Source organism: Roseivivax sp. CAU 1753, from assembly GCF_054482575.1.
The window spans coordinates 308136-324817 of the sequence record NZ_JBTLRF010000003.1; the positions used below are offsets into that span (position 1 = coordinate 308136).

General features: G+C 68.7%; 16 protein-coding genes. 3 read left to right on the plus strand and 13 right to left on the minus strand.

Annotated features, from left to right (window positions below; translation table 11 throughout):
- Positions 1–43: 43 nt before the first annotated feature.
- The 3 genes from ACXYMN_RS08965 to ACXYMN_RS08975 are packed head-to-tail and all read right to left on the minus strand — an operon-like array spanning position 44 to position 2072.
- Positions 44–835 carry a metal ABC transporter permease gene (locus tag ACXYMN_RS08965; protein ID WP_459013396.1) on the minus strand — a complete coding sequence of 264 codons (792 nt, stop codon included), beginning with the start codon at positions 833–835 and terminating at the stop codon, positions 44–46.
- 11 nt (positions 836–846) lie between these two features.
- Positions 847–1593: an ATP-binding cassette domain-containing protein gene (locus tag ACXYMN_RS08970; RefSeq protein ID WP_459013235.1), complete on the minus strand. Its 747-nt coding sequence runs from the start codon at positions 1591–1593 to the stop codon at positions 847–849.
- Complete coding sequence (locus ACXYMN_RS08975) at positions 1590–2072, minus strand: transcriptional repressor (protein WP_459013237.1); 483 nt, start codon at positions 2070–2072, stop codon at positions 1590–1592. The genes ACXYMN_RS08970 and ACXYMN_RS08975 overlap by 4 nt, the downstream gene beginning before the upstream one ends.
- A gap of 92 nt (positions 2073–2164) precedes the next feature.
- Between ACXYMN_RS08975 and ACXYMN_RS08980 the strand changes: the two genes are divergently transcribed.
- Entirely contained in the window at positions 2165–3112 is a 948-nt protein-coding gene (locus ACXYMN_RS08980; protein WP_459013238.1) for a zinc ABC transporter substrate-binding protein, read from the plus strand.
- Here the strand turns inward: ACXYMN_RS08980 and ACXYMN_RS08985 are convergent.
- The 6 genes from ACXYMN_RS08985 to ftsY all read right to left on the minus strand — a co-directional run bounded on the left by ACXYMN_RS08985 (position 3109) and on the right by ftsY (position 10527).
- Positions 3109–4368, minus strand: a complete 1260-nt coding sequence (locus ACXYMN_RS08985; RefSeq protein WP_459013239.1) for an NAD(P)/FAD-dependent oxidoreductase — start codon at positions 4366–4368, stop codon at positions 3109–3111. The genes ACXYMN_RS08980 and ACXYMN_RS08985 overlap by 4 nt on opposite strands.
- A gap of 120 nt (positions 4369–4488) precedes the next feature.
- A complete protein-coding gene (locus ACXYMN_RS08990) occupies positions 4489–4956 on the minus strand; it encodes a CoA-binding protein (RefSeq protein ID WP_459013241.1) in 468 nt (155 codons plus the stop codon).
- A gap of 234 nt (positions 4957–5190) precedes the next feature.
- Positions 5191–7497 carry a xanthine dehydrogenase family protein molybdopterin-binding subunit gene (locus tag ACXYMN_RS08995; protein ID WP_459013243.1) on the minus strand — a complete coding sequence of 769 codons (2307 nt, stop codon included), beginning with the start codon at positions 7495–7497 and terminating at the stop codon, positions 5191–5193.
- A gap of 143 nt (positions 7498–7640) precedes the next feature.
- Entirely contained in the window at positions 7641–8240 is a 600-nt protein-coding gene (locus tag ACXYMN_RS09000) for an inner membrane-spanning protein YciB (RefSeq protein ID WP_459013245.1), read from the minus strand.
- Positions 8241–8279: 39 nt separating this feature from the next.
- Entirely contained in the window at positions 8280–9182 is a 903-nt protein-coding gene (locus ACXYMN_RS09005; protein ID WP_459013246.1) for an EamA family transporter, read from the minus strand.
- 118 nt (positions 9183–9300) lie between these two features.
- Positions 9301–10527, minus strand: a complete 1227-nt coding sequence (gene ftsY / locus ACXYMN_RS09010; RefSeq protein ID WP_459013247.1) for a signal recognition particle-docking protein FtsY — start codon at positions 10525–10527, stop codon at positions 9301–9303.
- A gap of 109 nt (positions 10528–10636) precedes the next feature.
- Here ftsY and ACXYMN_RS09015 point away from each other — a divergent pair, with 109 nt between their 5' ends.
- On the plus strand, positions 10637–11533 hold the full coding sequence (locus ACXYMN_RS09015; RefSeq protein ID WP_459013248.1) for a lytic transglycosylase domain-containing protein: 897 nt from the start codon (positions 10637–10639) through the stop codon (positions 11531–11533).
- 154 nt (positions 11534–11687) lie between these two features.
- Here the strand turns inward: ACXYMN_RS09015 and ACXYMN_RS09020 are convergent, their stop codons facing one another.
- From ACXYMN_RS09020 to ACXYMN_RS09035, 4 genes are all read right to left on the minus strand, one after another.
- Positions 11688–12161, minus strand: a complete 474-nt coding sequence (locus ACXYMN_RS09020; RefSeq protein ID WP_459013250.1) for a hypothetical protein — start codon at positions 12159–12161, stop codon at positions 11688–11690.
- Positions 12162–12201: 40 nt separating this feature from the next.
- Positions 12202–12813, minus strand: coding sequence for a hypothetical protein (locus ACXYMN_RS09025; RefSeq protein WP_459013251.1), 612 nt, complete (start codon positions 12811–12813; stop codon positions 12202–12204).
- A gap of 491 nt (positions 12814–13304) precedes the next feature.
- A complete protein-coding gene (locus ACXYMN_RS09030; protein WP_459013252.1) occupies positions 13305–13700 on the minus strand; it encodes a hypothetical protein in 396 nt (131 codons plus the stop codon).
- Between the two features lie 39 nt (positions 13701–13739).
- On the minus strand, positions 13740–14768 hold the full coding sequence (locus tag ACXYMN_RS09035; RefSeq protein ID WP_459013253.1) for an alkane 1-monooxygenase: 1029 nt from the start codon (positions 14766–14768) through the stop codon (positions 13740–13742).
- Positions 14769–14946: 178 nt separating this feature from the next.
- Here ACXYMN_RS09035 and ACXYMN_RS09040 point away from each other — a divergent pair, with 178 nt between their 5' ends.
- Positions 14947–16632 carry an NAD(P)H-dependent oxidoreductase subunit E gene (locus tag ACXYMN_RS09040; RefSeq protein ID WP_459013254.1) on the plus strand — a complete coding sequence of 562 codons (1686 nt, stop codon included), beginning with the start codon at positions 14947–14949 and terminating at the stop codon, positions 16630–16632.
- Positions 16633–16682 lie beyond the last annotated feature (50 nt).

The following is a 16682-nucleotide window of genomic DNA, read 5'->3' on the forward strand; positions in this document are numbered from 1 at the left end:
GAAACCCCACTTACACCCACACCGACACAGCCCGCCAGCGCGATCAGAGTTGGTGCGGCCCGCGTTTCAGCGTCGACAGCACAAAGACGATGGCGGCGACCGTCACCATTGACGGGCCCGCGGGTGCGTCAAGGACAAACGCCCCCCACAACCCCAGAAGCGCCGCCGCCGCACCGATCCCGGCGGCGATCAGCGCCATCGCTTCGGGGCTGCGCGCAAACGGGCGCGCGGCGGCGGGCGGGATCAGCAGCATCGCCCCGATCAGCAGCACGCCCACCACCTTGATCGCCACCGCCACCACCACCGCGAGGCCCAGCATCAACAGCAGACGTTCCCGGCGCGGGTCGATCCCGCTGGCCTGGGCCAGATCCTCGGACAGGGTCGCGGTCAGCAACCGCTGCCAGCGCCAGACCAGCCCCGCCACCACCAGCGCGCCGCCGCCCCAGATCACCCCGACATCCGCCGCGGACACCGCCAGGATGTCACCGAACAGATAGGCCGACAGGTCCAGTCGCACGCCCTCGATGAAGCTGACCGCGACAAGGCCAACCGCCAAGGCCGCATGCGCCATCACGCCCAGCCCGGTATCCAGCGCCAGCCCGCGCTCGGACAGCGACGACACCGCCACCGCCATGATCACCGCCACCAGCAATGCGCCCAGCGTGATCGGCAGCGACAGCGCCAGCGACAGTGCCACCCCAAGGATCGCCGCATGCGCCGTGGCATCGCCGAAATAGGCCATCCGCCGCCAGACCACGAAGGACCCCAGCGGCGCCGCGGCAAGCGCCACGCCGATGCCGCCCAGTGCCGCGCGCACCAGAAAATCGTCCAGCAAGGTCGTCAGGGTCATGCGTTTTCCCGTGCGTGGTCATGCCCGCAGGCGTGATCGTGGCTGTGCTGGTGTTCGTGCCGATAAAGCGCCAGCGCCCCCGCCGTGCCGGTGCCGAACAACGCGCGATACTCGGCGGAATTGGCGACCACCTCGGGCGTACCGTGGCAGCAGACATGCCCATTGAGGCAGATCACCCGGTCCGACGCCGACATCACCACGTGCAATTCGTGACTGACCATCAGCACCGCGCAGCCCAGCGCATCGCGCAGCTCTTCGATCAACTGGTAGAACGCCGCCGAACCCGGCTGGTCGAGCCCCTGCGTCGGCTCGTCCAGTATCAGAAGCTGTGGCGCGTCCAGCAAGGCACGCGCCAGCAGGATACGCTGGAACTGCCCGCCCGACAGCCCCGCCATCGGCCTGTCCCAAAGCGCCGACGCCCCGGCGCGGGCCAATGCCGCCTCGGCTACGGGCCGGGTGACGCGATGCGGCAGGTTCAGGAACCGCGCCACGCTCAGCGGCAGCGTCGTGTCGATCGCCAGCTTCTGCGGCACATAACCGATGCGCAGCCCCGCCGCCCGTGTGACCCGCCCGGTCGTCGGCCTGATGGCCCCGATCAGGGTGCGCAGGACTGTCGATTTGCCCGACCCGTTGGGGCCGACGATGGTGACGATCTCGCCCGCCGACACGCTCAGGTCGACCCCGGTCAGCACCTGCTGGCCACCCAGCCGGACACCCACCCCCTCTGCCGCGATCAGGCTCATGCGGATGCGCCCTGCTGGCAGGCGGGGCACAGGCCCTCCGCCTCGATCGCCATCCGCTCGACGGCGAAGCCGGCCCTGGCGGCTGCGCTTTTCACTTCCTCGACGGGCGGGCGCGCGTCGGCCTCGGCCACCGCCGAACAGGCGCGGCAGATCAGGAAGGTCGGCGCGTGCCGCTCGCCGGGATGGGCGCAGGCGACAAAGGCGTTCAGCCGCTCGATCCGGTGCACGAAGCCCTGCGTCGTCAGAAACTCGAGCGCGCGATACGCCACCGGCGGTTGCGCGCCATGGCCCTCCGCGCGCAGCACGTCGAGGATCTCATAGGCCCCCATGGCACGATGCCGCTGCATCAGGATCTCGAGAACGCGGCGGCGCACCGGGGTCAGCTGCACACCGGCGCTGGCGCAATGCGCCTCGATCGCGGCAAGCCCGGTTTCAATGCATTGCGCGTGGTCATGGCGTTCAAATCCAAGCGTTTCCATCGCTGTCCTCCTCGCGGCCATTTCCGGCTTGATATGTTATACTATACACAGTAGCAAGCCGCGCAAACAGCACCCCAAGACAGGAGCGCGACATGCGTGCCATCCTTGCCCTCGTGTTCCGCGCCCTGGCCCCCGCCGCCCTGGTCCCCATCATACTGACCACCGTCACCCTTCCAACCGCCGCGCGCGCGGCCCCGCCTCAGATCGTCGCCGACATCCCCCCCGTGGCCGCCCTTGTGGCCATGGTCCTGGGCGATGCGGACGGCGTCTCGACGCTGCTGCCGCCGGGGGCATCACCGCATGACTACGCGCTGAAACCGTCGGACGCCCGCGCGCTTGCCGCCGCCGACATCGTCGTCTGGATCGGCCCCTCCCTGACCCCGAACCTGGCACGCCCCATGGCCAACCTCGCCCCGCATGCCAGCCGCCTCGATCTCTCCGCGATACCGGGCGTGCACCGCCTGCCCGCGCGCGACTCCGCGCTTTTCGACACCGGGGCGCATGACCACGATCACGACCATGGCCATGACGCAGACACCCCTTTCGACCCGCATCTCTGGCTCGATCCGGACAACGCGACGCTCTGGCTCGACACGCTGCGCGCAACCATCACCGCCGCCGACCCCGACAACGCCGCCACCTACAGCGCCAACGCCGCCGCCGCCCGCACCGCGCTGGAAGAGGCGGCCATGCGCGCCCGCGCCACGCTGGCCGGCGCGGACCGCCCGCTTGCGGCGCTGCATGACGGCTTTCAGTATTTCGAGGCCGCCTTCGGCCTGACCACCCTCGGGGCGCTGACCGCCAGCGACGACGCCAGCCCCAGTCCGAAACGGCTGGCCACGCTGCGCGATGCGCTGCCGCCGGGCACCTGCCTGCTGGTCGCGCCGCAATACGACCCCCGCCTCGTCAGCGCCCTGGGGGCCGACATCCACGCCGTCGAGATCGACACCCTGGGCGCGGCGCTGCCGCCGGATGCCGCGTTCTACCCCGCCCTGCTGCACGACCTCGCGACCCGTATCGCCGCCTGCGCCAAGCGCTAGGCGCGCGCGAACCGCGCCGCCCCGTAAGGCGCAAGGTCGCGGTTGGGTCGCCGCCCCGTCAGCGCCTCGGCCAGCAAGCGCCCGGTCGCGGGCCCTGCCGTCAGCCCGACGTGATGATGCCCGACCGCGCCCCAGACCCCGGTGGCACCCACCTCGCCCAGAAGCGGCAGGCTGTCTGGCAAGGCGGGCCGGTGCCCCATCCACTCCTCGGCCCCGACAAGGTCGAGCCCCGGACACGCCAGCATCGCCTGCCTGCGCAGCAACCCGAAGGGGGCGCGCTGCGGCCCGGCCTCAAGCCCGCCGAACTCCAGGATCCCCGCCAGCCGCGCGCCGCGCGCCATCGGTGTCACCACGAACTGCCCGGCATCCACCATGACCGGCTGGCGCGGCGCACCGCGGTCGCTGCGCAGCTGCAGATGATAGCCGCGCTCGGTCTCCAGCGGCAGCCGCAGTCCGACCTGCGCCAACAGCGGCGCCGACCCCGCGCCCATGGCGATCACCGCCTGATCGCAGCGCAGCGTTTCGCCGTCCGCGACGACACCGGCGATGCGCCCGTCCCGCAGCACCAGATCGCGGACCCGCGCCTGCCGGTACACCCCGCCCTCGGCCTCGAACGCCTGCGCCAGCGCCTGCACATAGGCCTCGGGATCGGTGACGAACCCATGCGCGCCCATGACCGCGATGCACCCGACCCCGGGCCCCAGCGCCGAATCATAGGCCTGCACCTCCGCACCGCTCAGACGCTCATGGGCAAATCCCGCCGCGGCCTTCACCGCCAGCCCCGACGCCGCCGCCGCATAGGCCCGCGCGTCGCGAAACGCATAGACGTAATCCGACCGCCGCAGAAACCGCGCCGCATGCGTGCCGCGCGCCAGCGCCGCATGCGCCTCGACCGCATCGCTCAGCAGCGGCGACAGCGCGTCGGTGATCCGGGCCACCTCGGACGCGCCCAGATGCCGTGCCGCGCGCAGCAGCCACGGCAGCAGGCGCGGCAAATAGGCCCAGCGCAGAAACAGCGGTGCATCCCGGTCAAGCAACATCCCCGGTGCCGCCCGCAGCGCCGCCGCATCCATCGACGGACGCACCGCCGAGACCGCCAGCACCCCGGCATTGCCCGCCGACGCGCCCGCCCCCGGGGCCGCGCGATCCACCAGCACCACCTCGGCGCCGTAGCGGCGCAACCACACCGCCGCCGACACGCCGACGATCCCCGCCCCGATCACCACCACCCGCATCGCGCGCCCTGCCCTTTCCATTTTGCAAAATACGCCGGGGGTGAATTCGGGCCCTCAGGCCCGAAGAGGGGGCTGGCCCCCTGCCCGCCTGCCACCGGCACCCCTGTCGGCCCGGGGTACCCGACCCGATCGCGCGCCCGCTCACAGCTTCGACGAGATGACACCGGTCGCAAAGCCGCCCTTGCGCAGCTCGCCGAACAGGCGCTGATACTCGATTTTGGGGCAGCGGTTCTGCACCACGTCGACGCCGCGCGCCTCGGCCAGCCTTGCCGCCTCCGCGCTGACCACCCCGATCTGCATCCAGACCGTCCGCAGCGCCGGAAACACCTCGAGCGCCTCCGCGACCACCTCCGGCACGGCCTCCGAGCGGCGGAAGATATCGACCATGTCGACCGGGGCGTCGATCTCCGACATCGAGGCCACGATGGTGCGCCCGAACAGGACCTTGCCCGCATGGCCGGGATTGACCGGATGCACCTCGAAGCCCCGCAGCGACAGATAGCGCGCGACAAAATGGCTGGGCCGGACCGGGTTGGGCGACACGCCAACGACCGCGATGACCCGGGTACGGCGCAGCACATCGCGCAGGAAAGCGTCGCTTGCAGTCATGCCCCCGCCCCCGCGCCGACCCTGACGCCGGTGTCCGCAGCTGCTGCAAGGCCGGTCCCCGGACAGGAAAAAGGCGTCCGGACGGGGGTCCGGACGCCAGTAGCGGAACGAGGGACAGTGAAGGTGTCGCAGGCGTTCCGTGCCCGCGATCCTGCTCTAAAGATGGGTATGTCTGTCACAGTTTAAAGCCCAATCGCAAAAGCGTGATCTTTTCGCTTGTATATCCGGAATCGCCTACTCCGCCGCACGCGGCACCTGATTCAGCATCTCCCAGACCCGGTGCGGGGTAAAGGGCATGTCCGCCTGCCGGACGCCCCGCGCCCAGAGCGCATCCTGCACCGCGTTCGACACCGCCGCCAGCGCCCCGACCGTGCCGGCCTCGCCGCAGCCCTTCATGCCCATCGGGTTCGCGGTTGACGGCACCGGCTCGAAGCCGGTGCGGAAGAACGGCAGATCGGCGGCGCGAGGCATCGCGTAATCCATCAGCGACGCGGTCAGAAGCTGGCCGGTTTCGTCATGGACCACCCGTTCCATCAGCGCCTGACCCACGCCCTGCGCGATGCCGCCATGCACCTGCCCCTCGACCAGCAAGGGGTTGATAAGGTTTCCGAAATCGTCAACCACGACGTAACGGTCGATCTCGACCACGCCGGTTTCGGGGTCCAGTTCGACCTCGACCATGTGGCAGCCATTGGGAAAGGACCGCGCGGGCAGCGTCTCGTGCGCCGCAAAGACCAGCAAGTCGTCGCGTCCCCTGTCGCGGGCCAGCGCCGCCACATCCAGCATCGACGGCGTCTCGTTCGACCCATCGATGCGAAAATGCATGTCGTCGAAGCGGACGGCCTCTGGCGCAACGCCCGCCTCTTCTGCCAGGAACGCCGAAAACGCGCGCACCACGTCGCCGAGTGCCGTCAGCGTCACGTTGGCCTGCACCGTGACCGAGCGCGACCCGCCGGTGCCGCCGCCCCGGGCGATCAGGTCCGAATCGCCCTGCACGACGCGAATGCGGTCCACCGGGATGCCCGACTGGTCCGACAGGAACTGCGCAAAGACCGTCTCGTGGCCCTGGCCGTTCGACTGGGTGCCCACATAGATCACCGCCCCGCCTGCCCCGTCCACGTCCTCGAATGCGATCCGCACGCCCTCGTCCGGCGCGCCCAGAATGGCCTCGATGTAGCAGCACGTGCCCTGCCCCCGCAGCTTGCCCCGCGCCTCGGACGTCGCCCGGCGCGCCTCGACCCCGCCAAGGTCCGCCGCCGCCTCGGCACGGTCCAGCACGCGCGCGAAATCGCCGACGTCGTAAACCTCGCCGCCGACGGTCCGGTAGGGAAAATCCGCAGGCGCGATGAAGTTGCGCCGCCGCAACTCGGTGGCGCTGACGCCAAGGTCGCGCGCGGCGCGGTCCATCATCCGTTCCAGCAGATAGATCGCCTCGGGTCGGCCCGCCCCGCGATAGGCGTCGACCTGGCAGGTATTGGTAAAGAACGCCTCGGATTGCAGGTAGGCGGCGGGGATGTCGTAGACCCCGGTCAACACCCGACTGAACAGCTGGGTCTGCATCAGCGGCCCGAACTGGCTGGCATAGGCCCCGAGGTTGAAGCGCGTGTCGACGCGGTAGCCGGTGATCTTCAGATCCGCGTCAAAGGCCAGCGCCCCGGTCGAGACCAGATCGCGCCCCATGTTGTCCGACAGCATGCCCTCGCCGCGTTCGGCGGCCCAGCGCACCACCTCCCCCAGCATCCGCGCCGCCTGGGCGATGGCGAAATATTCGGGATAGACCATTGTCTTCATGCCGAAGCCGCCGCCGACATCTTCCGTGACCACGTGCACCGCATCCGGATCGAGGCCCAGAACCTTGGCCAGTTGCGTCTTGTGGGTCCAGACGCCCTGGCTCGACATGGTAACCGTGAGCCGCGCACCGTCCCAGCCCGCGACAAAGGCCCGCCCCTCAAGCGGATTGGCAATGACCTTGTTGTCGGACACCGCCATCCGCACCACGTGGGCGGCCTCCGCAAAGGCGGCCTCGGTCGCGGCCTCGCAGCCCAGCCCGAAGATGAAGGACCGGTTGTCGGGGGCTTCGGCGTGCAGCGCAGCGCCACCCGGCGCCATGTCAAGATGCACCGGCAGGTCTTCCAGATCGAGCAGGACACATTCGGCCGCGTCCTTGGCCTGTTCCAGCGTCTCGGCAACGATCAGCGCCACTGGCTCGCCGACGAAACGGACCTTGTCCTGCGCCAGGATCGGGCGATGCGGCGCGATGCCCGGCGTGCCATCGCGGTTTTTCACCATGATGGTGAACAGCCCCCTGGTGATGCCCGCCTCGGCCAGGTCTTTCGCGGTCAGGACCATCCGCACGCCCGGCAGCGCCAGCGCTTCCTCGGTATCGAGGCCGGTAATCCGGGCATGGGCGACGGGCGCGCGCAGGAAATAGCCGTAAAGCGCGCCCTCGGGTACGATGTCATCTGTGTAGCGGCCCGCCCCGGTCAGAAACCGCAGGTCTTCGCGGCGGGTGACGGGCTGGCTCTTGCCGAATTTTTCCATGCGAGGCTCCGTGCTGCGCGCTGTGCCCGGAGACTAAGCCGCGGCACGCCGGTGTCCAGTCGCCGGGCGGTGCAATGTCGCGGCAGCCGGGGGCGCACTATCGGGCCAGCCCGGGGCGATGCGGTCCGCCGCGGGGCCTTGCGTCATTCGTCTTCGACACCGTAATCGCGAAACAGCCCGCCCTGCGCCATGAAGAAGGCAAACAGCGCCGCCGTCAGCCCGAAGGTCTTGAAATAGACCCAGCTTTCGGTCGACATGGTGCGCCAGACCACCTCGTTCAGCACCGCCAGCGAGAAGAAGAAGGCGCAGAGGCGCTGCGTGAGCTTCATCCAGCCCTCGTGGCGCAGCGGCATCAGCCCCTCCATCACCACCCGCAGATAGCTTTGCCCGCGCATGAGCCCGACCGCCAGGACACCGCCGAACAGCAAATAGATCAGCGTCGGCTTCATCTTGAAGAACCGGTCGTCGTTGAGCCAGACCGACAGCCCGCCAAAGACCACGATCAGCACCGCGGTGACCACCTGCATCCGGCTCAGATGCCCGGTCAGCCGCCAGGACGCGGCGGTGGCCGCCAGCATCAGCGGGATGAACCCGGCGGTCACCACGATGAACCCCTCGTAATCGGTGCCGCCGATGGTAAAGACGTGGTCCTTCAGCCAGATGTAGGCCGCGAAGAACACGATGATCGGCCCCAGCTCGAGCGCTGTCTTCAGCATCGGGTTGATGTCGCGTTTCTGGGCCATGGGCACGGATCCTTCGGTGTTCGCAGCTATATGGGGCACTCAGCCGCCCATCTCAACAATAACCGCGCCCGCCGCGATCAAGCTCATGAGAGCGATCCGGCGCGGCCCCACGGTTTCCTTCAGCACGAGCCAGCCGATCAGGGCGGCAAAGACCGTCGAGGTTTCGCGCAGCACCGCCGCCTCGCCGACGCTGTCGAGCCGGGTGGCCAACATGATCGAGCCGAAGCTGAACACGGCGACGACGCCGCCGATGGCCCCCCGCGCCGCCAGCGGCCCCGGCGCCGGACGGTCCGCCATGCGTCGCCAGCGCAGATAGGCATAGGGCGGGATGGCCAGGCTGTCGATCAGGAAGAACCAGGCCAGAAAGGTGAACGGATCGGCCGTCGCCCGGATGCCGTAGGCGTCATAGGTGGTGTAAAGTGCCACGAAAAACCCGGTGACGACCGCGAAGACCAGCGCGATCCCCAGCGTGTCGCGTTCGGATTCGAGGAACACGAGGTTGTAGACCGCAAGCCCGAAGATCCCCGCGAGCAGCACCGCGACGCCCAGCCATTGCGTGCCGTTGAAGGTCTCTCCGAAGACGAGGCCCGCGCCGATCACCGCGAACAGCGGCCCGGTGCCGCGCACCACCGGGTAGACCACCGTGTAGGCCCCCTTGGTGTAAGCCAGCGCCTGCATGATCTTGTAGCCGAGATGGATCGCGAAGACGCCGACGAAGATCGGCCACATGTGCGGCTCGGGCCAGGGCACGACGAAGAGCGCGATGGGGGCCGCGACGATGCCGTAGGAGGCGTCGATCGCCCCCCGCGACAGCCACGGATCGTGCCGCCCCTTCTGCAGGGCGCCGAAGACCGCGTGCAGGAAGGCCGCAAGCAGCACCAGCATCAGCGCTGCGCGATGTCCGGCCTCGGTGCCGTCGAGCGACAGGATCAGATCGCTCATGGGCCCGCCGCGCGTCCGGCACCGTACGCGCAGAGGGGGGCCAGCCCCCCCTTCGGCGTGCCGCCGAATTCACCCCCGGCGGTATTTGCCGAAATGGAAAGAGCAAGGGTGTGGCGGTTCATCCGATCCCCGTCAGCGCGGCGGCGAATTCCTCGGGGTCGAAGGGGGCCAGGTCGTCGATCTGTTCGCCCACACCGATGGCGTGGATCGGCAGGCCGAAGCGGTCCGCCAGCGCCACCAGCACGCCGCCCTTGGCGGTGCCGTCGAGCTTGGTCATCACCAGGCCGGAGACATTGGCGAGTTTCTGGAAGGTCTCGACCTGGCTGAGCGCGTTCTGGCCGGTGGTGGCGTCCAGCACCAAAAGCGTGTTGTGCGGCGCGTCGGGGTCCTTCTTGCGGATGACGCGGACGATCTTGGCCAGCTCCTCCATCAGGTCGGCCCGGTTCTGCAGCCGCCCGGCGGTGTCGATCATCAACAGATCCGCGCCGTCGGCCTGGGCCCTGGTCATGGCGTCGAAGGCCAGGCTTGCCGGGTCGGACCCTTCCGGCGCGGTCAGCACCGGCACGCCCGCGCGGTCGCCCCAGATCTGCAACTGTTCGACGGCGGCGGCGCGAAAGGTGTCGCCCGCGGCGATCACCACCGACTTGCCCGCGGCGCGGAATTGCGACGCCAGCTTGCCGATGGTCGTGGTCTTGCCCGAACCGTTCACGCCAACCACCAGCACCACCTGCGGCTTGGTGGGATAGAGCGGCAGGGGTTTGGCGACCGGCTCCATGATCCGGGCGATCTCGGCGGCCAGAAGTTCGCGGATCTCGCGCGCGGAGAGCCGTTTGCCCATCCGGCCTTCGGCCACGTTGGCGGTCACGCGCAGCGCTGTTTCGACCCCCATATCCGCCGAGATCAGCAATTCCTCGAGGCTTTCGAGCATGTCGTCATCAAGTACGCGCCTGACCTCGGCCGCACCGCCGGAGCGCCCGAAGAGCCGCGACAGGACGCCGCCGGGCTCGGGCGCCGCCGCAGGTGCCGGGTCAGGCAGAGCGATCGGCGCGAGTGGGCGGGCCGGGGTTTGCGGCGCGGGCGGCGCCGGCGGCGCGGCTAGCGGTGCGGACGGGGCGGGTTGCGGGGCAGGATGTGGCGCGGGCGGCGCGGCTTGCGGTGCGGACGGGGCATCCTCATCGCCATCCCGGGTGGCAGGTGGCGTGCGGTCTTCGTCCGGCTGCGGCGGCGCGACCGCTGCCTCCGCGGGCTCTGCCGTCCCGCCCTCCTCGACGATGGCATCGAGGCCTTCCTCGAGCTTCGAGGAGGACTTGAAAAGCTTCGATTTCAGCTTGCCGAAAAAGGACATCGGACCCCCTGCGCGATGGGTAGAAAAGACCCCACTCCCCTATCCGCTCGTCCGCGCAAGGAAAAGGGCGATTGACCGCGCCCGTGCCGGAGGCCTTAGACTTGGCCCCATGCGTCACGTTCCTTTCATCCTTCTGATCTGCCTTCTGGCCCTGCCTGCCCAGGCCCGCACCGGACGCGCGCCCGGCACCATGTGCAGCGCCGGCAAATGGACCCAGGTGCACTGCATCAGGCCCGCGCATTTCGTGCATGACACCTGCCAGGCGATCGAGGCCTTCTCCCGGGCGCACAGGCTCGATCCGCATTTCTTCGCCCGCCTGCTCTGGCAGGAAAGCCGGTTCGACCCCAACGCCGTGTCCCCCGCCAAGGCCCGCGGGATCGCCCAGTTCATCGATGCGACTGCCGCGAGACGCGGCCTTGCCGACAGCCTCAACCCGGCCCTCGCCCTGGAGCATTCCGCGCAATACCTGGGCGAGCTGATCGCGCGTTTCGGCAATCCGGGTCTAGCGGCGGTGGCCTATAACGGCGGCGAGTCCCGCGCCGAGGGTCTGATCGCCGAAACCGGCGGGCTGGCGCGCGAGACCGTGCAATATGTCCAGATCATCACCGGGCTGACCGCCGAGACCTGGCGCGACGCGCCGCCCGACACTCATGATTTCGACCTGCAATCGCAGCTGGATTTCCAGCCGGCGTGCCACGATCTTGCGCGCAATCGCCGCCTGACCGCCTATCCACCGCCGGAACCCCGCCACGCGCCATGGGGCGTGCAGGTGGCGTTCGGGCGCAGCGCCGATGCCGCCCGCGCGGCCTTCCGCCGCAAGACCCGCACCTGCCAGCGCGCGGTGTCATCGGCGGAACTGGATCTGGTCTTCGTGAAGAACCGGGTCTCTGGCCGCCAGGGGTATTACATGGCGCGGCTTGGCGCGGACGATGCGCGCGCGGCGGGCAAACTCTGCGACAGGATCCGCGCGTCAGGCTGCGTCTGCGCCGTCTATCGCAACAACTGACCGGCTTGCGCCTTCCGGCCATCGCCCCCCCTGCGCCCCGCGATGTAGCGCTAGACCGCCGCGGCATGACCGGCCCCTCGGCGCCGTCCTGCCCGGTCCGCGGTCACCGCAGGACAGACGCCCCCTGCGGCCTGCTGATGGCACGATCCCCGCGCTACGACGACAGCGCGCGCAGCGCCGCACGGATGCTTTCCAGCTCGGCGCTGGCGATCGACGGATCGATGCCACGGTCGATCTCCGCCTGCACCGCCGCGGCCTGCCTGTCCAGTTGCCCGAGCCGTGCCGTATCGGACGCGGAGGCACCAACCCTGGCGCGCGAGATTTCCTGGCGCACGGACGCGACCTGCCCCCGCAGCGCTGCGATCCGGCTGGAATTGGCCGCGCTCTGCTGCTCGAGCGTCGCGATATCGGCGCGGATGTCATCGCTGTCCCAGCCGATCGCCGCCGCCTCGGCCTCTTTCTCCGCGAGTTGGCGATCATATTCGCCGCTGTTGGTATTGGCCATGTTGTCGAACACCGTGGCGGTCTCCGGATCGGTGGACCCGGTGCATCCGGCCAGCGTCAGGACCAGCGTCGGGACCAAGGCCAGTGTCGCCACCGAAGGCACCGCAAGGGCACGCGTTTTCATCACTTGATACTCCCCCAAGTCGATCCGCCGCCGCGGGGCCTCAGATCGACGCCATCGCAATGCTCTTGCGCATGGACGCGATGCGGTTCTGCGTGCTGCCGACGGCGTTCTTCGCCTGGCTCAGCGACTGCCCGCTCTGCGTTTCGACAGCCACCAGCCGCGCGCGTTCTTCGGAGACGTTGCGTTCGCTGGCCAGAAGGCCGTCGATGACCGCCGTGCGGTTGTCGTTGATCGCGCTGACCCGTGCATTTACCGACTGTGCCGACACCTGGCCCGCCCCCAACTGCCGCTTCAGCGATGCGATTTCACTGTCCTGACGGTCGATGACCATGCGCAGGTTCGCCTCGACACCCGACAGCTTCCGGTTGATCTCCTTGAGATTGGCGATGGTCTGGTCCGCCTGCACCAGATCGCGTTTGACCTGCGCGGCCTGCTGGCCCACCTGATTGCCCCTGATGCCGCCAAGCATGCCGCCCCGAAGCGCCCCGGAGCCGCAATCCCCGTTGGTCAACCCGCTTATGACACACCCGCCCAGCGCCCCCGCGAGGCCCCCCTGAACGGTATTGGACGCGATGATGGTCCGCGTCACCTGGTCGAGGTCCTGCACCTCTTTTTCAAGCTCGATTTCCGCGCTGGTCTTTCCGGTCGTCACCGATGCGCTTTCGGACGCGTCCGGGACCGAGGTGGATGTCGCGCCGGACGTATTCGAAAGGGATGCATCGCAGCCGATCAAAGCGAAAGAGCACAGGCTCAAGAAAAACAACGCGTTACGATCAACCATCTGCATCCCCGGAATTCGTCGAAAAGTCGTGCTGCCGCGCAGCGATTCCCCCATGGTAAGCAGAAATGCGCCGATGCGTAAGCGTCAAAGTCCGGGGCTTATTTCCGAATTGGCAATGCCGGTTCGATCGATGTTCCGGCCTCGCGATTGTCCAATTCCATCGCTTGAGCGCAATTGCATATGCGGCGCATCGAACATGCGCATTGCGCGAAAGGGCCGTTCCAGTCCGGATCTGCAAACGCCCGGGGCCCGGGTCACACCCTGCGATGCCCGGGTCGGGTGCCGGGCTTTGCGGTTGTGCCTTCGACCCGCTCGGGCACAACCCGGACGGTCGTTCTGGCGGGGGGCAACCCGGTTCAGGCTCAGACGCCGACGTCCGGGCCAAGGCATTCCAGCTCGGCCTCCTCGCCCGCCTCGTAAAGCTCCGTGCCCGTCTCCGCGCCGTCGAACAGGGCGCGCAAACCGCTGCCCTCCTCGAAAAAGCGCCAGCATTGCGGGGTCAGGTCGTCCTCGTAGACAAAGCAGATCTGGTCGCCTTGCGGATACCAGATCCCGTCCTTGCACTGGCCGTCCAGAAACGACCAGCGCACGCGGCGGTCGGACATGTACCGTTCGATCCCGTAGGGCGCGCCGGCCTCCGAGAACGTCAGGGTCTTGCCGCGCGTATAGGCCCCGAACTCCGCCGCCGTCATCGGCGTGTCAGACTGCGCCCACGCGCCCGAGGCGATCAGAATCGAAATGAGACAGGTCCGGATCATGACCCGATTCTGCCACGCCGCGACAGGCTGCGAAAGATGTCAGGCCGCGGCATTCCGCGCCTCGGCCCAAACCCGCGCACGACGGTCCATGACCCGGCGCCACCATGGCGGCACCAGCGCGATCACCGCCATCACCGGCAGCGAATGCGGCAGCATCGGCATCGCCGCGCGATCCAGCCGCAGCCCCGGATAGGACCGCGACGGGTTGGCGTGATGGTCGGAATGGCGCGGCGCGTTCAGCATCAGACCCGACGAAAACCCGTGCGGCGCGTTCCAGCTGTGCTCGGGCCCGATCGGGGCGGCCTTGCCCGGGGCCCGCTCTGCCCGGCGCAGACCGTAATGCTGCACATAATCCGACAGCAAAAGCTGCAACTGCGCGTAAACACACAAGGCCAGATACACGAAAAGGCCCGCAGGGCCGATGAGTTGCGCCACCGCCAGCACCGAAACCAGCCCCCCGGCGCCGTAAACCACGTAAGGATGCAGACCGCCGGTGCCGCGTGCGCGCAGCGCCGTTTCGGCCCGAAGCCCTTCCCGGAACGACCCCCGCCAGGCGCGCAGCGCATAGCGCCAGAACCCCTCGCCCAGCCGGGCCGAGTTGGGGTCGCGCTCGGTCGCGGCATGCACGTGATGCACCCGCGGATGCGCCGAGGCGTGATGCCCGAACAGAAGCGACACATAGACCGCAACGCCCAGCCGCCGCGGCCAGCGGGCGGCGCGATGGATCAGCTCATGCGCGTTCGAGTTCGAGACCTGCCCGAGAAACAGCGCCAACGCAAAAAACAGCGCCACCTTCTCGCTGGGCCCAAATGCCCCCCGCGCGATCACCGCCGTGCCGCCGTAAAGCAGCGGAAAATGCAGGCATCCCAGCGCCACGGACAGCCCGTGCCCGGCGGGAAACTCCGCCCCTTCGGGCGCATCCGGCGCGGCCAGCGCCGCGATCCGGTCCATCGCGAAGGTGAACACCGTGATATAGGCCAGCGCCGCCCAGGAAAACGGTCTGCCAAGGACCATCGCAAGCGCCAGAAGCGCCACCATGGTCAGTGTGATCAGGGTGAACCGGGCCATGAACCTGCCTGTGTTTGCCGTTGCGGCCGGACCCTATCCGATAACTTCGACCGCACTAAGACCTCTTTTCGGCGTCCGAACGTCGCATCGGGCGACCAATGCGCCGTTTGGCACCTGACGAAACCTGACCGGACCGGTAGAACTGCTGCAGGGATAGCGGCGACACGGGAGAGACGACATGGCGCTCGATCAAGGCAAGGGGGTCTGGAAATCGGGCCGTGGCAAGGGCCGCGCGGTGCCCAAAGGCCGTCCGCTCGACGATGCCGCCCTCGCGGATGTGCGCGCGCTTCTGGGCGATGCGCCGCGACGGCGCGATCTGCTGATCGAACATCTGCACCGCATCCAGGACGCGCATGGCCATCTTTCGGCGGCCCATATCCGCGCGCTGGCCGACGAGATGCGGCTGAGCCAGGTCGAGGTCTACGAGGTCGCCTCGTTCTATGCCCATTTCGATCCGGTGCGCGACGGCGAAGCGCCGCCCCCCGCGCTGACCATCCGGGTCTGCGCGTCGCTGTCTTGCGAACTGGCCGGGGCCGAGGCGCTGCACGCCGCGCTTGAACAGGACCTCGATCCCGCCAAGGTCCGCGTGCTGCGCGCGCCCTGCATGGGACGCTGCGACATGGCGCCCGCGCTGGAACTCGGGCACAATCATATCGACCGCGCCACGCCCGAAAAGGTCGCCGCCGCCATCGCCGCGGGCGACACCCATGCCCGCCTGCCCGACCACGAATCGCTCGACGCCTACCGCGCGACCGGCGGCTATACCACGCTGACCGACCTGCGCGCTTCCGGCGATTGGTCGGCGGTGCAGGACACGGTGCTGGCCTCCGGTCTGCGCGGGCTTGGCGGCGCGGGCTTTCCGTCAGGCAAGAAATGGGGTTTCGTGCGCGGCAATCCCGGCCCGCGCTACATGGCGGTCAATGGCGACGAGGGCGAACCGGGCACCTTCAAGGACCGCTACTACCTCGAACGCACGCCGCACCTGTTCCTCGAAGGCATGCTGATCGCCGCCTGGGCCGTCGAGGCCGCGCGCGTCTACCTCTACATGCGCGACGAATACCCCGCCATCCACGAGATCCTGCGCCGCGAGATCGCCGCACTGGAAGCCGCCGGTATCGTCGATGCCGGATATATCGACCTGCGCCGCGGGGCCGGTGCCTATATCTGCGGCGAAGAAAGCGCGATGATCGAATCCATCGAGGGCAAGCGCGGCCTGCCCCGGCATCGACCGCCCTATGTCGCGCAGGTCGGCGTCTTCGGCAGGCCCACCCTGGTCCACAACATCGAGACCCTCTACTGGGTCGCGCGCATCTGCCGCGAAGGGCCCGAGGTCCTGTCGTCCGTCGAAAAGAACGGCCGGACCGGCCTGCGGTCGTTTTCCGTCTCGGGGCGGGTCGCGACGCCCGGGGTCTACCTGCTGGCGTCGGGCTCCACCATCCGCGACGTGATCGACGCGGCCGGCGGCATGGCCGAGGGGCACAGCTTCAAAGCCTATCAGCCCGGCGGTCCGTCCTCGGGCCTGCTGCCCGCGACGATGGGCGACATCCCGCTCGATTTCGACATGCTTCAGCCGCACGGAACCTTCATCGGCTCGGCGGCGGTGGTGGTGCTGTCGGAACACGACAGCGCCCGCGACGCCGCGCTGAACATGCTGCGCTTTTTCGAGGATGAAAGCTGCGGGCAATGCACGCCCTGCCGGGTCGGTTGCGAAAAGGCGGTCAAGCTCATGCAGGCCGAGCACTGGGATCAGACGCTGCTGGAAGAGCTGAGCACGGCCATGGTCGACACCTCGATCTGCGGTCTGGGACAGGCCGCGCCAAATCCGATCCGGATGGTGATGAAGCACTTCCCGGACGAGATCTGAGGCCCGATCGGGCCGTCGCATCGCAGGCCCGCACGTCGCCAGGGGGGGGG

Bases quoted from the DNA above. Each gene is read 5' to 3' on its own strand.
- ftsY (WP_459013247.1), bottom strand. From the start codon at position 10,527: ATGTCCTTTTTCGGCAAGCTGAAATCGAAGCTTTTCAAGTCCTCCTCG.
- ACXYMN_RS09020 (WP_459013250.1), bottom strand. From the start codon at position 12,161: ATGAAAACGCGTGCCCTTGCGGTGCCTTCGGTGGCGACACTGGCCTTG.
- ACXYMN_RS08990 (WP_459013241.1), bottom strand. From the start codon at position 4,956: ATGACTGCAAGCGACGCTTTCCTGCGCGATGTGCTGCGCCGTACCCGG.
- ACXYMN_RS09035 (WP_459013253.1), bottom strand. From the start codon at position 14,768: ATGGCCCGGTTCACCCTGATCACACTGACCATGGTGGCGCTTCTGGCG.
- ACXYMN_RS08970 (WP_459013235.1), bottom strand. From the start codon at position 1,593: ATGAGCCTGATCGCGGCAGAGGGGGTGGGTGTCCGGCTGGGTGGCCAG.
- ACXYMN_RS09015 (WP_459013248.1), top strand. From the start codon at position 10,637: ATGCGTCACGTTCCTTTCATCCTTCTGATCTGCCTTCTGGCCCTGCCT.
- ACXYMN_RS08980 (WP_459013238.1), top strand. From the start codon at position 2,165: ATGCGTGCCATCCTTGCCCTCGTGTTCCGCGCCCTGGCCCCCGCCGCC.
- ACXYMN_RS09030 (WP_459013252.1), bottom strand. From the start codon at position 13,700: ATGATCCGGACCTGTCTCATTTCGATTCTGATCGCCTCGGGCGCGTGG.
- ACXYMN_RS09040 (WP_459013254.1), top strand. From the start codon at position 14,947: ATGGCGCTCGATCAAGGCAAGGGGGTCTGGAAATCGGGCCGTGGCAAG.
- ACXYMN_RS08985 (WP_459013239.1), bottom strand. From the start codon at position 4,368: ATGGAAAGGGCAGGGCGCGCGATGCGGGTGGTGGTGATCGGGGCGGGG.
- ACXYMN_RS09005 (WP_459013246.1), bottom strand. From the start codon at position 9,182: ATGAGCGATCTGATCCTGTCGCTCGACGGCACCGAGGCCGGACATCGC.
- ACXYMN_RS09000 (WP_459013245.1), bottom strand. From the start codon at position 8,240: ATGGCCCAGAAACGCGACATCAACCCGATGCTGAAGACAGCGCTCGAG.
- ACXYMN_RS08975 (WP_459013237.1), bottom strand. From the start codon at position 2,072: ATGGAAACGCTTGGATTTGAACGCCATGACCACGCGCAATGCATTGAA.
- ACXYMN_RS08995 (WP_459013243.1), bottom strand. From the start codon at position 7,497: ATGGAAAAATTCGGCAAGAGCCAGCCCGTCACCCGCCGCGAAGACCTG.